The sequence below is a fragment of the Kitasatospora sp. CMC57 genome, assembly GCF_045866025.2.
GTDB lineage: Bacteria > Actinomycetota > Actinomycetes > Streptomycetales > Streptomycetaceae > Kitasatospora.
In genome coordinates, this window is the sequence record NZ_AP035881.2 from 5,969,064 (window position 1) to 5,982,878 (window position 13,815).

At 71.8% G+C, this 13,815-nt stretch carries 13 protein-coding genes; all 13 read left to right on the forward strand.

The features are described 5' to 3' along the window. Positions 1-17 precede the first annotated feature (17 nt). Positions 18-773: a sugar phosphate nucleotidyltransferase gene (locus ACKUU6_RS26775; protein WP_407991129.1), complete on the forward strand. Its 756-nt coding sequence runs from the start codon at positions 18-20 to the stop codon at positions 771-773. Continuing rightward, on the forward strand, positions 761-1,822 hold the full coding sequence (locus ACKUU6_RS26780; RefSeq protein ID WP_407991130.1) for an iron-containing alcohol dehydrogenase family protein: 1,062 nt from the start codon (positions 761-763) through the stop codon (positions 1,820-1,822). Before ACKUU6_RS26775 ends, ACKUU6_RS26780 begins: the two co-directional genes overlap by 13 nt. Positions 1,823-1,892: 70 nt before the next feature. Continuing rightward, a complete protein-coding gene (locus ACKUU6_RS26785; protein WP_407992248.1) occupies positions 1,893-2,630 on the forward strand; it encodes a CDP-alcohol phosphatidyltransferase family protein in 738 nt (245 codons plus the stop codon). Then, a complete protein-coding gene (locus ACKUU6_RS26790; RefSeq protein ID WP_407991131.1) occupies positions 2,627-3,511 on the forward strand; it encodes a glycosyltransferase family 2 protein in 885 nt (294 codons plus the stop codon). Before ACKUU6_RS26785 ends, ACKUU6_RS26790 begins: the two co-directional genes overlap by 4 nt. 128 nt (positions 3,512-3,639) lie before the next feature. Then, positions 3,640-4,557, forward strand: a complete 918-nt coding sequence (locus ACKUU6_RS26795) for an ABC transporter permease (protein ID WP_407991132.1) — start codon at positions 3,640-3,642, stop codon at positions 4,555-4,557. A 31-nt stretch (positions 4,558-4,588) separates the two neighbouring features. Continuing rightward, positions 4,589-5,362, forward strand: coding sequence for an ABC transporter ATP-binding protein (locus tag ACKUU6_RS26800; RefSeq protein ID WP_407992249.1), 774 nt, complete (start codon positions 4,589-4,591; stop codon positions 5,360-5,362). 116 nt (positions 5,363-5,478) lie between these two features. Continuing rightward, complete coding sequence (gene hpnC / locus ACKUU6_RS26805) at positions 5,479-6,405, forward strand: squalene synthase HpnC (protein WP_407991133.1); 927 nt, start codon at positions 5,479-5,481, stop codon at positions 6,403-6,405. A gap of 41 nt (positions 6,406-6,446) precedes the next feature. Then, entirely contained in the window at positions 6,447-7,304 is an 858-nt protein-coding gene (gene hpnD / locus ACKUU6_RS26810; protein ID WP_407992250.1) for a presqualene diphosphate synthase HpnD, read from the forward strand. A 100-nt stretch (positions 7,305-7,404) separates the two neighbouring features. Then, the gene (gene hpnE, locus ACKUU6_RS26815; RefSeq protein ID WP_407991134.1) at positions 7,405-8,814 is read left to right on the forward strand and encodes a hydroxysqualene dehydroxylase HpnE; all 1,410 of its coding nucleotides are present in this window, start codon (positions 7,405-7,407) and stop codon (positions 8,812-8,814) included. 101 nt (positions 8,815-8,915) lie between these two features. After that, positions 8,916-10,010: a polyprenyl synthetase family protein gene (locus tag ACKUU6_RS26820; RefSeq protein ID WP_407991135.1), complete on the forward strand. Its 1,095-nt coding sequence runs from the start codon at positions 8,916-8,918 to the stop codon at positions 10,008-10,010. A gap of 115 nt (positions 10,011-10,125) precedes the next feature. Next, positions 10,126-12,108: a squalene--hopene cyclase gene (shc, locus tag ACKUU6_RS26825; protein ID WP_407992251.1), complete on the forward strand. Its 1,983-nt coding sequence runs from the start codon at positions 10,126-10,128 to the stop codon at positions 12,106-12,108. Beyond that, positions 12,105-12,758: a 1-hydroxy-2-methyl-2-butenyl 4-diphosphate reductase gene (locus ACKUU6_RS26830; protein ID WP_407991136.1), complete on the forward strand. Its 654-nt coding sequence runs from the start codon at positions 12,105-12,107 to the stop codon at positions 12,756-12,758. The genes shc and ACKUU6_RS26830 overlap by 4 nt, the downstream gene beginning before the upstream one ends. Positions 12,759-12,760: 2 nt before the next feature. Next, positions 12,761-13,783: an adenosyl-hopene transferase HpnH gene (gene hpnH, locus ACKUU6_RS26835; RefSeq protein ID WP_407991137.1), complete on the forward strand. Its 1,023-nt coding sequence runs from the start codon at positions 12,761-12,763 to the stop codon at positions 13,781-13,783. Positions 13,784-13,815 lie beyond the last annotated feature (32 nt).

The following is a 13,815-nucleotide window of genomic DNA, read 5'->3' on the forward strand; positions in this document are numbered from 1 at the left end:
GAGTCAGGAGACACCGCATGATCGGCCTCGTTCTGGCAGCCGGCGCCGGCCGCCGGCTGCGCCCGTACACCGACACCCTGCCGAAGGCTCTGGTGCCGGTGGACGGGGAGCGGACCGTCCTGGACCTGACCCTCGGCAACTTCGCCGAGGTCGGCCTGCGGGAGGCCGCCATCGTGGTGGGTTACCGCAAGGATGCGGTGTACGACCGCAAGGACGCCCTGGAGCGGAAGTACGGCGTCAAGCTCACCCTGGTCGAGAACGACAAGGCCGAGGAGTGGAACAACGCCTACTCGCTCTGGTGCGCCCGGGACCTGTTCGGCGAGGGCCTGCTGCTCGCCAACGGCGACACCGTGCACCCGGCCTCGGTGCAGCGCACCATGCTGGACGGCAACGACCGGATGATCGGCGAGGGCAACGCCCCCGGCATTCTGCTCGCCCTCGACACGGTGAAGAAGCTCGCCGACGAGGAGATGAAGGTGATCGTCGACCCGGTCACCGGGATGCGCCGGATCACCAAGCTGATGGAGCCCGAGGAGGCCACCGGCGAGTACATCGGGGTCACCGTGATCAACCCCTCGGCCGCCGCCGACCTGAGCAGCGCGCTGCAGGCCACCTTCGAGCGCGACCCGCAGCTGTACTACGAGGACGGCTACCAGGAGATGGTGAACCGGGGGCTGCGGATCGACGTGCAGCCGATCGGCGAGGTCACCTGGGTCGAGGTCGACAACCACGCCGATCTGGCCAGGGCGCGGGAGATCGCGTGCCAGTACTGACCCGACTGGTCCCCTCGCCGGTCTTCGTCGAGATCCGCCCCGGCGCGCTGGACGCGCTGGCCGGCATCCTCGCCGACCAGCGGCTGTCGGCCGCCGGGCGGATCGCGGTGGCGATCAGCAACGGCTCCGGGGCCCGGCTGCGCGAGCGGCTGGAGCCCGCGCTGCCCAGTGCCGACTGGTATGAGGTGACCGACGGCAGCCTGGACAGCGCGGTACTGCTGGCCGAGCAGATGCGGGCGGGCCACTACGACGCCATGGTCGCGCTCGGGGGTGGCAAGATCATCGATGTCGGCAAGTACGCCGCCGCCCGGGTCGGGCTGCCGCTGGTCGCGGTCGCCACCAATCTGGCGCACGACGGGATCTGCTCGCCGGTCTCGATCCTCGACAACGACGCCGGGCGGGGCTCCTACGGGGTGCCCAGCCCGATCGGCATCGTGGTCGACCTGGACGTGATCGGGCAGGCCCCGCCGCGCTTCGTCGCGGCCGGGATCGGGGACGTGGTCTCCAACCTCTCGGCCTGCGCGGACTGGGAGCTCTCGCACGCCGTCACCGGCGAACCGGTGGACGGACTGGCCGTGGCGATGGCCAGGTCGGCGGGGGAGAACGTGCTCCGGCACCCCGGTTCGCTGCAAGATCGGGACCTCCTCACCACGCTCGCCGAGGCCCTGGTACTGTCCGGCATCGCGATGAACATCGCTGGCAGCACCCGGCCTTCCTCGGGCGCCTGCCACGAGATCTCGCACGCCCTGGACGTGCTCTTCCCCAAGCGATCGGCCCAGCACGGCGAACAGGTCGGCCTCGGTGCGGCCTTCGCCAGCTTCCTGCGGGGCGAACGCGGGCTGACCGGCCTGATCGTGGACCGACTCCGGTTCCACGGACTACCGGTGACCGCGGATCAGATCGGCTTCACCGAGGAGGAGTTCACCAAGGCGGTGCACTACGCTCCGAACACCCGTCCGGGACGGTTCACCATCCTGGAACACCTGGACCTCTCGCCCTCTGACATCAGGGACTCGTACGCCGACTATGTCCAAGCCGTCAACAGCTGACCGCCCCGCGGTCGATCTGACCCGCCGCCCCTCCATCGAGGAGCTGCGCGCCGTGATCCACCCCGAGGGCATGCTCCAGCGCCGTAGCGCGGAGCACTGGGCCGGGCGCCTCTACATGCGGAAGATCTCGCTGCGGATCACCCGGGTGCTCTCCACCGTCACGGCGATCACGCCGAACGGCCTGACCTACCTGATGATGTTCACCGGCATCCTGGCCGGTGCCGCGCTGGTGATCCCCGGCCTCGCCGGTGCGGTGCTCGGCGCCGTCCTGATCCAGGTGTACCTGCTGCTCGACTGCGTCGACGGCGAGGTGGCGCGCTGGCGTCGGCAGACCTCGCTGACCGGGGTCTACCTGGACCGGGTCGGCCACTACATGTCCGAGGCGGCGCTGCTCACCGGCCTCGGCCTGCGGGCCACCGACCTGTTCCACCGGCAGGGCGGCGCCTCGCACTGGGAGTGGGCCTTCCTCGGCACGCTGGCCGCGCTCGGCGCCATCCTGATCAAGTCGGAGACCGACCTGGTGGACGTGGCCCGGGCCCGCAGCGGTCTGACCGCCGTGGAGGACGCCGCCGCCGTGCCGCGCTCCGCCGGTGTGGCCAAGGCCCGCAAGGCCGCCGCCTTCCTGAAGTTCCACCGGCTGGTCGGCGCGGTCGAGGCCTCGCTGCTGATCCTGGCCGCCGGGATCGCCGACGCGGTCGCGGGCGAGCTGTTCTTCACCCGGCTCGCGGTGGTCGTGCTGGCCGCGATCGCGATGCTCCAGACCGTGCTGCACCTGCTCAGCATCGTGCTCTCCAGCAGGCTGCGATGAGCGACGGCTTCCGGCTCGGCGCCGTCATCATCACGATGGGCAACCGGCCCGACGAGCTGAATGCCCTGATCGAGTCGGTCCGCAACCAGCAGGGCCCGGCCGTCGAGCTGGCCGTGGTCGGCAACGGCGCGCCGCTGCCGGAGCTGCCGGCGGACGTCAGGTCCGTCGAGCTGCCGGAGAACCTCGGCATCCCGGGCGGGCGCAACGTCGGCATCGAGCTGTTCGGCAAGGACGGCTGCGACGTGGACGCGGTGCTCTTCCTGGACGACGACGGCCTGCTGCCGAACACCGACTCGGCCGAGCTGCTCCGGCAGGCGTTCGAGGCGGATCCCTCGCTCGGCATCGTGTCGTTCCGGATCGCCGACCCGGAGACCGGGGTGACCGCGCGTCGGCACGTCCCCCGGCTGCGGGCCAGCGACCCGCTGCGCTCGTCCCGGGTGACCACCTTCCTGGGCGGCGCCAGCGCCGTCCGGAGCGAGGTCTTCGCCCAGGCCGGCCAGCTGCCCGGCGAGTTCTTCTACGCGCACGAGGAGACCGACCTCGCCTGGCGCGCGCTGGACGCCGGCTGGACGATCGACTACCGCGCGGACGTGGTGCTGTTCCACCCGACCACCTCCCCGGCCCGGCACGCCACGTACTTCCACAACGTGGCCCGGAACCGGGTGTGGCTGGCGCGACGGAACCTTCCGGCCCCCTTGGTGCCTCTCTACCTGGGAGTCTGGTTCCTGCTCACCCTGGCCCGTCGCCCGTCCGGTGCGGCGTTCAAGGCCTGGCTGGGCGGATTCCGGGCCGGTTGGCGCGAACAGTGCGGTCCGCGCAGGCCGATGCGATGGCGTACGGTATGGCGGTTGACCAGGATGGGCCGACCACCAATCATCTGATCGCAGAATCTTCCGGTGGCCCCCGCCGCCGGACCGGAACATCCACCCGTGATCCCGGTGGATCAGCCCGGACCTCCGCCGTTCCCCCTCGGCGGAAGCCTGGTCATCCGATCCCGTGAAGGACGAATGTGTCGACAGTGAGTGACTCGGTCAGTTTCTCCGCCCCAGGCGGAGCTGACGCGGGTCTGACCCCGAAGCAGCTCGCGGCCAAGTACGGCCTCTCGGTGAGCGGCAAGCGGCCCAGCTTCTCCCAGTACGTGCGTGACCTGTGGGCCCGACGACATTTCATCGTCGCGTTCGCCACCGCGCGACTGGTCGCGCAGTACACCACGGCCAAGCTCGGCCAGGTGTGGCAGGTACTGACGCCGCTGCTCAACTGTGCGGTGTTCTACCTGGTGTTCGGCGTGATGATGAAGGGCAACCAGGGCATCACGGACTACATCGCCTGGCTGTGCATCGGTGTCTTCGTCTTCCAGTTCAGCCAGAGCGCGGTGCTCTCCGGCACCCGGGCGATCTCCGACAACCTCGGGCTGATCCGGGCGCTGCACTTCCCGCGGGCCGCGCTGCCGATCGCCTTCACGATCATCCAGCTCCAGCAGCTGCTGATCTCGATGGTCGTCCTGGTCGTCATCGTGCTGTTCTTCCAGATGCCCACGATGACCTGGATGCTGATCATCCCGGCCCTGGTGCTGCAGAGCGTGTTCAACACCGGCCTGGCGCTGGCGATGGCCCGGATCGGGGCCAAGACCAGCGACATGGCCCAGCTGATGCCGTTCCTGCTGCGGACCTGGATGTACACCTCGGGCGTCATGTACAGCGTGCAGAGCGCGGTGGACAAGTGGCCGACGGTCTTCCAGGTGCTGTTCCGGATGAACCCGGCCTCGGTCTACATGGACCTGATCCGCTACGCCTTCATGCCGAACGCGTACAACAAGCACGCGCTGCCCGACCACGTCTGGGTGATCGCGCTGGGCTGGGCGCTCGTCGCCGGTGTGGCCGGCTTCATCTTCTTCTGGAAGGCAGAGGAGGAGTACGGCCGTGGCTGACACCGCTACCACCGAGACCCGAGAGGCCGCCATGACGAACGTCCAGGACGCCCGCGTCCCCACCGTGGTCGTGGACGACGTGCACATCGTCTACAAGGTGCACGGGGCCGGCTCCGGGAAGGGCAGCGCCACCTCGGCGCTCAGCCGGATCATCTCCAAGAAGCGCTCGCCCGCGATCCGCGAGGTGCACGCCGTCCGGGGGATCAGCTTCACCTCGTACCGGGGCGAGGCGGTCGGCCTGATCGGCTCGAACGGCTCCGGCAAGTCGACCATGCTGGCGGCCATCGCCGGTCTGCTGCCGACCGAGCGCGGTGCCATCTACACCAACGGCCAGCCCTCGCTGCTGGGCGTGAACGCCGCGCTGATGAACGACCTGACCGGTGACCGCAACGTCATCCTGGGTTGCCTGGCGATGGGCATGTCCCCGGCCGAGGTGAAGGCCCGCTACCAGGAGATCGTGGACTTCTCGGGCATCAACGAGAAGGGCGACTTCATCTCGCTCCCGATGCGCGCGTACTCCTCGGGCATGGCGGCCCGCCTGCGGTTCTCGATCGCGGCGGCCAAGACCCACGACGTGCTGCTGATCGACGAGGCGCTGGCCACCGGCGACCAGAAGTTCCAGCGCCGCTCCGAGGACCGGATCCGTGAGCTGCGCAAGGAGGCCGGCACGGTCTTCCTGGTCAGCCACAACAACAACTCGATCCGGGACACCTGCGAGCGCACCATCTGGATCGAGAAGGGCGAGCTGGTGATGGACGGCTCGACCGACGACGTCATGAAGGAGTACGAGAACTTCAACCACTGAGTGGTGTGGGCCGAACGGCGGGGGCCGGTGCCCGGGGTGAACCCGGAACCGGCCCCCTGGTCGTGTCCGGGTGGGCCGGGCGCGCGAGCGCGGTGTAGAACGGGGGAGTGACGGCAGTGGTGACTTCGAGGTGGTCCGACGGTCCGACGGACGGTGGCACGCTCGGCAAGGCGGACCTGGAGAACTTCCCGGTCGCCCCCGGGTTCCTACCTGCGGCCTGGCGGACGGACCTGATGGCGATCTACGGGTTCGCCCGGCTGGTGGACGACGCCGGGGACGGTGACCTGGCCGAACCCGAGCGGGTGGCCGCGCTCCTGGACGTCGCGGGCACCCCGGCGGACCAGGGCTTCCGGCTGGCCCTGCTGGACGGTCTGGAGCAGGACCTCGACCGGGCCTTCGGTGCCGCGCTCGACCCGAGCGCCGACAGCCCCAAGCACCCGCTGATGCGGGCCCTGGTGCCGCTGATCGACCGCCACCCGGTCACCCCCGAGCCGTTCCGGCGCCTCATCGAGGCCAACCGGGTGGACCAGACCACCACCCGCTACCCCAGCTACCAGGACCTGGTCGGCTACTGCACCCTCTCTGCCGACCCGGTCGGCCGACTGGTGCTGGCCGTGGCCGGTCACGGCACCCCCGACCGGATCGCCTACTCGGACGCGATCTGCACCGCGCTCCAGCTGGTCGAGCACCTCCAGGACGTGGCCGAGGACCTGGCCAGGGGCCGGATCTACCTCCCCACCGAGGACCTGGACCGGTTCGGCGTGACCGAGGCCGACCTGGCCGCGCCCAGCGCCGACGCCCGGGTCCGCGAGCTGATCGCCTTCGAGGCCGACCGGGCGCGCACCCTGCTCGACCACGGCGCCCCGCTGGTGGGTACGGTTCGGGGAAGGCTCCGTCTGCTGCTCGCGGGATTCACCGCGGGCGGGTACGCGGCCCTGTCGGCCATCGAGGCCGCCGGGTACGACGTGCTCGCCGTACAGGCGAAGCCGGACAAGCGCCGCCTCGCGGTGAAGGCGGCGGCAATCTTCGCGAAGGGAAGGTGAACGCCCGAGTGGCGGCATCACCACTGGCCTCGGCCCCGGTCATGGCGGCCTACCGGTACTGCGAGGCGGTCACCGCCCTGCAGGCCCGGAACTTCAGCTACGGCATCCGGCTGCTGCCCGAGCCCAAGCGGCTCGGCATGTCCGCGCTCTACGCCCTGGCCCGTCGGGTGGACGACATCGGCGACGGCGAGCTGTCGGCCGAGCGGAAGGGCGAGCTGCTCCGGCAGACCCGTGAGCTGCTGGACGAGGTCCGGCTCGGCACGGTCAGTGAGGAGGACACCGACCCGATCAAGGTCGCACTGGGCGACACCGCCCGGCGTTTCCCGATCGACCTGGGCGGTTTCGACGAGCTGATCGACGGCGTCGAGATGGACCTCAAGGGCGTCGAGTACCGGACCTTCGAGGACCTCAAGGTCTACTGCCGCTGCGTGGCCGGATCGATCGGCCGGCTCTCGCTCGGCGTGTACGGCTGCGAGGACCCGAAGCTCGGCGCCGAGTACGCGGACACCCTCGGCCTGGCCCTGCAGCTCACCAACATCCTGCGCGACGTGCGCGAGGACGCGCTGAACGGCCGGGTCTACCTCCCCACCGAGGACCTGGCTCGATTCGGCTGCGAACAGGGGTTCGCCCTGGACCGGCCGCCGGTCGGCGCGGACTTCACCGGGCTGATCGCCTTCCAGGCCGAGCGCGCCCGGGAGGCGTTCGCGGACGGCCTGCGGCTGCTGCCGCTGCTGGACCGCCGCAGCCGCGCCTGCACGGCCGCGATGGCCGGGATCTACCACCGACTGCTCGGCCGGATCGCGGCCGATCCGGAGTCGGTGCTGCGCGGCCGGGTCTCGCTGCCCGGCTGGGAGAAGGCGTACGTGGCTCTCTCCGGGCTCGCCGGAGGGCGTTCTTGATTCTCTCGGCGTTTATGTCACGCTGTGTCAGCGCGGAATCACCCGGTCCGACACCGGCCGCCGGTGACCACACGGAGCAGCAGATCAGGGGGAGGGGCAGATGACGGTACGGCACGACTCGAAGCGCCCCACCGCCGTGGTGGTCGGCGGGGGCCTCGCCGGGATCACGGCCGCCCTGCGGCTGGCCGAGGCGGACCACCGGGTCACCCTGGTGGAGTCCCGGCCCCGGCTCGGCGGCCTGGCCTTCTCGTTCCGGCGCGGGGAGCTGACGGTCGACAACGGCCAGCACGTCTTCCTGCGCTGCTGCACCGCCTACCGGGGTCTGGTCGACCGGTTGGGCGCGGGCCGACTGGTGGATCTTCAACCCCGGCTGGACGTCCCGGTGCTGGGCGTCTCGCCCGACGGGCGGCGCACCCTCGGCCGGCTGCGCCGGGCCGGGCTGCCCGTGCCGCTGCACCTGGCCGCCAGCCTGGCGACCTACCCGCACCTGTCCGCCGCCGACCGGCTGCGGGTGGTGCGGGCCGCGCTCGCGCTCAAGCGGCTCGATCTGGACGACCCGGCGCTGGACGAGATCTCGTTCGGCGACTGGCTGCGCCGCCAGGGCCAGAACGCGGCCACCCTGGCCGCGATGTGGGACCTGGTCGGGGTGGCCACCCTGAACGCCACCGCCGACCAGACCTCGCTGGCGCTGGCCGCGATGGTCTTCAAGACCGGCCTGCTCTCCGACCCCGGCGCCTCCGACATCGGCATGGCCAACGTCCCGCTCGGCGCGATCCACCACGACGCGGCCCGCGCGGAGCTGGAGCGGGCCGGGGTGCGGGTGCTGCTGCGGGCCCGCGCGGTGGAGCTGAAGAGCGCCGAGCAGCACGCCGTCCGGCTGGACGGCGGGGAGCTGCTGACCGCCGACACCGTGGTGCTGGCCGGGGCCCAGGAATCCGCCGCCGCGCTGCTCCCGGCCGGGGCGATCGACCGGCAGGAGCGGCTGGCCGAGCTGGGCCACGCGCCGATCCTGAACGTGCACGTGGTCTACGACCGCAAGCTGCTGCGCCGTCCGTTCTTCGCCGCGCTCGGCTCGCCGGTGCAGTGGGTCTTCGACCGAACGGCGCACTCCGGCCTCGCGCAGTCCGATCCGACGCTGGCCGGCGCGCAGTACCTGGCGCTGTCGCAGTCCGCGGTGCAGGACGAGATCGAACTGCCGGTAGCCGAGCTGAGGGCGCGTTACCTGCCCGAGCTGGAGCGGCTGCTGCCCGCCGCCAGGGGCGCCGAGGTGCTGGACTTCTTCGTCACTAGGGAGCGGACCGCGACCTTCGCGCCCGCCCCGGGCACCGCACCGCTCCGCCCGGCGGCCCGCACCAAGGTGCCGGGCCTGCTGCTGGCCGGTTCGTGGACCGCCACCGGCTGGCCCGCGACCATGGAGAGCGCCGTGCGCAGCGGTCACGCGGCGGCCGACGCCGCCCTCGCCGCCGGCCGCCACCCGGTGGACCAGGGCGACGGGAGGTGGCCCCGGTGACCTCGGCCCCGGCCCGACCGACCGCACCCGCTCGAACCGACAGCGCATCAGACGGGCCGCTCGCCGCGGCCTCATCACCCCAGCTTGGAGAGGGAACGTCCGTGGAGCCTCGCACCGGAACCGCCGCATCCGTCCAGGAGGCACCTGTGCCGGACGCGCTCTCGGTGCCGGAGCTGCTGGCCCGTGGCCGGACGCTCTGCACCCCGCCGTTGCGTGCGGCGGTGGCCCGGCTGGCCGCGCCGATGGACACGGTGGCCGCGTACCACTTCGGCTGGATCGACCGGGACGGCACGCCGACGGCGGGGGACGGCGGCAAGGCCGTCCGTCCGGCACTGGCGCTGCTCTCGGCCGAGGCGGTCGGCGCACCGGCCTCGGCCGGGGTGCCCGGCGGGGTCTCCGTCGAGCTGGTGCACAACTTCTCCCTGCTTCATGATGATCTGATGGACGGTGACGAGACACGGCGGCACCGGGCCACGGCCTGGACGGTCTTCGGTCCGGCCCAGGCGATCCTGGTCGGCGACGGCCTGGCCGCCCTGGGCACCGAGGTGCTGCTCGACGCCGCCGTCACCGGGGGCGCCTCCGCCACCGACGCGGCCCGCGCCGTCCGGCTGATCACCACCGCGACCCGCAAGCTGATCGACGGCCAGGCCCAGGACCTCTCCTTCGAGCACCGCGACCTGGTGACGGTCGAGGAGTGCCTGGAGATGGAGGGCGGCAAGACCGGCGCGCTGCTGGCCGCCGCCTCCGCGATCGGCGCGGTGCTGGCCGGAGCGGACGACCGTACCTCCGACGCGCTCCAGCGCTACGGCCACCACCTCGGCCTGGCCTTCCAGGCGGTGGACGACCTGCTCGGCATCTGGGGCGCCACCGAGGTGACCGGCAAGCCGCACTGGGGCGACCTGCGTCAGCGCAAGAAGTCGCTCCCGGTGGCCGCCGCGCTGGCCGAGGGCGGCGCGGCCTCCCGTCGGCTGGCCGCCGAGCTGGCCGACCCGGCCGGCCGGGGCGAGGAGAGCGAGCAGCAGCTCGCCGCCCGCGCCGCGCTGATCGAGCAGGCCGGCGGCCGATCCTGGACCCAGGACGAGGCCCGCCGCCAGCACCTGACCGCCCTCGCCGCCCTGGACGAGGTGCCGATGGCCGACGAGGTGCGCCAGCGCTTCGTCGCACTCGCCGAATTCGTGGTGGTACGAGAGAGGTGACGTTGACGTGACAGCAACCGCGGACGGCCGGCTCGACCCTGAGTACGATCCCGAGCCGGCCGCGGTGGGCGAACGCCCCCCGGTCCCGGAACGGTTGAACGGCCGTCAGGTGACGGTGGCCCAGGTGGCAGCGGTGCCGCTCGGGTCGAGACGGTGGGAGCCCGACGGACCAACGGCGGTAGTACCGTCGGACGATCCCACTCCGGCCGAGGCGCTGGCCCGCGCCACCGCCGAACTGTTGTCACGCCAGAGCCCGGACGGCTGGTGGAAGGGCGACCTGGAGACCAACGTCACCATGGACGCCGAGGACCTGTTACTGCGTGAGTTCCTCGGGATCAGGACGGCCGAACAGACCGAGGCCACCGCCGCCTGGATCCGCTCCCAGCAGGGCGAGGACGGCACCTGGTCCACCTTCTACGGCGGCCCCGCCGAACTCTCCACCACCGTCGAGGCGTACGTCGCCCTCAAACTCGCGGGGGACGACCCGAACGCCCCGCACATGCTGGCGGCCGCCAGGCACGTCCGGGCGGCCGGCGGCATCGCGGCCAGCCGGGTGTTCACCCGGATCTGGCTGGCGCTGTTCGGCTGGTGGCCCTGGGAACGGCTGCCGGAGATCCCGCCGGAGATCATCTTCCTGCCGCGCTGGGTGCCGCTGAACATCTACGCCTTCGGCTGCTGGGCCCGGCAGACCATCGTCCCGCTCACCGTGGTCTCGGCGCACCGCCCGGTCCGCCCCGCGCCGTTCGACCTGGACGAGCTGCACACCGACCCGGCGAACCCGTACCCGCTCCGGCCGCTCCCCCCGCTCAACTGCTGGGACGGCATCTTCGAGCGGCTCGACCTGGCCCTGCACGCCTACCACCGGCACGCGGTCAAGCCGGTGCGGCGGGTGGCGCTCGCCCAGGCCGGCCGGTGGATCGTCGAACGCCAGGAGGCGGACGGCTGCTGGGGCGGCATCCAGCCCCCCGCGGTCTACTCGCTGATCGCCCTGCACCTGCTCGGCTACGAGCTCGACCACCCGGTGATGCGGGCCGGGCTGGCCTCCTTCGAACGCTTCACCGTGCACACCGAGGACGGCGCCCGCTGGCTGGAGGCCTGCCAGTCCCCGGTCTGGGACACCTGCCTGGCCACCATCGCGCTGCGCGACGCGGGCCTGCCCGCCGACCACCCCGCGCTGGTCTCGGCGGCGGGCTGGATGCTCGCCGAGGAGATCCGACGCCCCGGCGACTGGGCCGTCCAGCGGCCCCGGCTGGAGCCGGGCGGCTGGGCGTTCGAGTTCGAGAACGACAACTACCCCGACATCGACGACACCGCCGAGGTGGTGCTCGCGCTCCAGCGGGTCGACCACCCCGACCGGGAGCGGGTCGCGGCCGCGGTCGAGCGCGGCGTCGAGTGGAACCTCGGCATGCAGTCCAAGAACGGCGCCTGGGGCGCCTTCGACGTCGACAACACCAGCACCCTGCCCAACAAGCTGCCGTTCTGCGACTTCGGCGAGGTGGTCGACCCGCCCTCCGCCGACGTCACCGCGCACGTGGTGGAGATGCTCGCCGAGACCGGCCGCGCCGAGGACCGGCGGACCAGGCGCGGCATCGACTGGCTGCTCAAGAACCAGGAGCCGGACGGCTCCTGGTTCGGCCGCTGGGGCACCAACTACATCTACGGCACGGGCTCGGTGCTCCCCGCCCTGGTCGCGGCCGGCCTGCCGACCGGGCACCCGGCGATCCGACGCGCCGTCAGCTGGCTGGAGGACCGGCAGAACCCGGACGGCGGCTGGGGCGAGGACATGCGCTCGTACGCGGACCCGGAGAAGTGGTCGGGGCGCGGCGACTCCACCGCCTCGCAGACCGCCTGGGCCCTGATGGCCCTGCTGGCGGCCGGCGAAGGGCCGGACGGAGCGCGCAGCGAGGCCGTCGAGCGCGGCGTGCAGTGGCTCTGCCACACCCAGCTGCCCAGCGGCAGCTGGGACGAGCCGCAGTTCACCGGGACGGGCTTCCCGTGGGACTTCTCGATCAACTACCACCTGTACCGCCTGGTCTTCCCGGTCACCGCCCTCGGCCGCTACCTGCACGGCAGCCCACTGACGGGAGGCCGCAGGTGAGCGCCGCTCCGCTGTTGGTGGTCTGTGCCCTGGGGCCCGAGGTGTGGGCCCTGCGGGGCGGTGACTGGGGGACGCCGCCGGTGCTGGTCCGTACGGGGGTCGGGCGGGCCAGGGCGCGGCGCCGTGTCGGGAACCTGCTCGCGACGGACGGCTACGGAGCGCTGGTGGTCGCCGGGTTCGGTGCGGCGGTGGGACCGGGCGTCGAGCCGGGCGACATCATCGTGGCCGACGCCGTCCGGAGCGAGGAGGGGGAGGTGTGGCCGCTGGAGTCCGCGGCGGCGATGGCCGCCGAGCTCACCGGCCGGGGCCTGAGGGTGCACCTCGGCCCGCACCACACCGCCGACCACGTGGTGCGGGGTGCGGAGCGCCGCGCCCTCTACGCCACCGGCGCCAGGGCCGTGGACATGGAGGCGGCCGCCGTGCTGGCGGCCCGGGCCGAGCTGCGGCCCGCCCTGCCCACCGCCGTCCTGCGGGTGGTGGTCGACACCCCCAGCCGCGAACTGCTCCGCCCCGGCACCCTGCCGGCCGGGCTGCGCGCCTGGCGCACCCTGCGGGCCGCCGTCCCGGCGCTCACCGCCTGGTACCTCCAGGCCGTCACCGAACCGATCCATGCTTCACCGTCCTCGACGCTCCCTCAGGAGGCGAGCTAGTCATGGCAATGCCGCTGCGCCAGACCATGCGGGTCAGCACCTACCTCATGCAGCAGAAGTTGATCAAACGGCGGGACAAGTTCCCGCTGATCGTGGAGCTGGAGCCGCTCTTCGCCTGCAACCTCGCCTGCGAGGGCTGCGGGAAGATCCAGCACCCGGCCGGGGTGCTCAAGCAGCGGATGCCGGTCGCCCAGGCGGTCGGCGCGGTCCTGGAGTCCGGCGCCCCGATGGTGTCGATCGCGGGCGGCGAACCGCTGATGCACCCGCAGATCGACGAGATCGTCCGCCAACTGGTGGCACGCCGCAAGTACGTCTTCCTCTGCACCAACGCCCTGCTGCTGCGCAAGAAGCTGGAGAAGTTCACCCCGTCGCCGTACCTGACCTTCACCGTCCACATCGACGGGCTGCGCGAGCGGCACGACGCCTCGGTGGCCAAGGAGGGCACCTTCGACGAGGCGGTGGAGGCGATCAAGGAGGCCAAGCGGCAGGGCTTCCGGGTCACCACCAACTCGACCTTCTTCAACACCGACACCCCGCAGACCATCATCGAGGTGCTCGACTACCTGAACGACGAGCTGCACGTCGACGAGATGATGATCTCCCCGGCGTTCGCCTACGAGAAGGCCCCCGACCAGGAGCACTTCCTCGGCGTCGAGCAGACCAGGGAGCTGTTCCGGAAGACCTTCGCGGGCGGCAACCGGCGCCGCTGGCGCCTGAACCACAGTCCGCTCTTCCTGGACTTCCTGGAGGGCAAGGTGGACTTCGAGTGCACCGCCTGGGGCATCCCGAACTACTCGCTGTTCGGCTGGCAGCGCCCCTGCTACCTGATGTCGGACGGCTACGTGCCGACCTACCAGGAGCTGATCGAGAAGACCGACTGGGCCAAGTACGGCCGGGGCAAGGACCCGCGCTGCGAGAACTGCATGGCGCACTGCGGGTACGAACCGACCGCCGTACTGGCCACCATGGGCTCGCTCAAGGAGTCCATCCGGGCCGTCAAGGAGACCCTGGGCAGCAAGGTCTGAACCCGGTGGGGCCCGTCCGGCGGGCCCCACAA

Coding starts and splice junctions, on each gene's coding strand:
- ACKUU6_RS26775 (WP_407991129.1), top strand. CDS start 18: ATGATCGGCCTCGTTCTGGCAGCCGGCGCCGGCCGCCGGCTGCGCCCG.
- ACKUU6_RS26785 (WP_407992248.1), top strand. CDS start 1,893: ATGCTCCAGCGCCGTAGCGCGGAGCACTGGGCCGGGCGCCTCTACATG.
- ACKUU6_RS26790 (WP_407991131.1), top strand. CDS start 2,627: ATGAGCGACGGCTTCCGGCTCGGCGCCGTCATCATCACGATGGGCAAC.
- ACKUU6_RS26800 (WP_407992249.1), top strand. CDS start 4,589: ATGACGAACGTCCAGGACGCCCGCGTCCCCACCGTGGTCGTGGACGAC.
- hpnD (WP_407992250.1), top strand. CDS start 6,447: ATGGCGGCCTACCGGTACTGCGAGGCGGTCACCGCCCTGCAGGCCCGG.
- hpnE (WP_407991134.1), top strand. CDS start 7,405: ATGACGGTACGGCACGACTCGAAGCGCCCCACCGCCGTGGTGGTCGGC.
- hpnH (WP_407991137.1), top strand. CDS start 12,761: ATGGCAATGCCGCTGCGCCAGACCATGCGGGTCAGCACCTACCTCATG.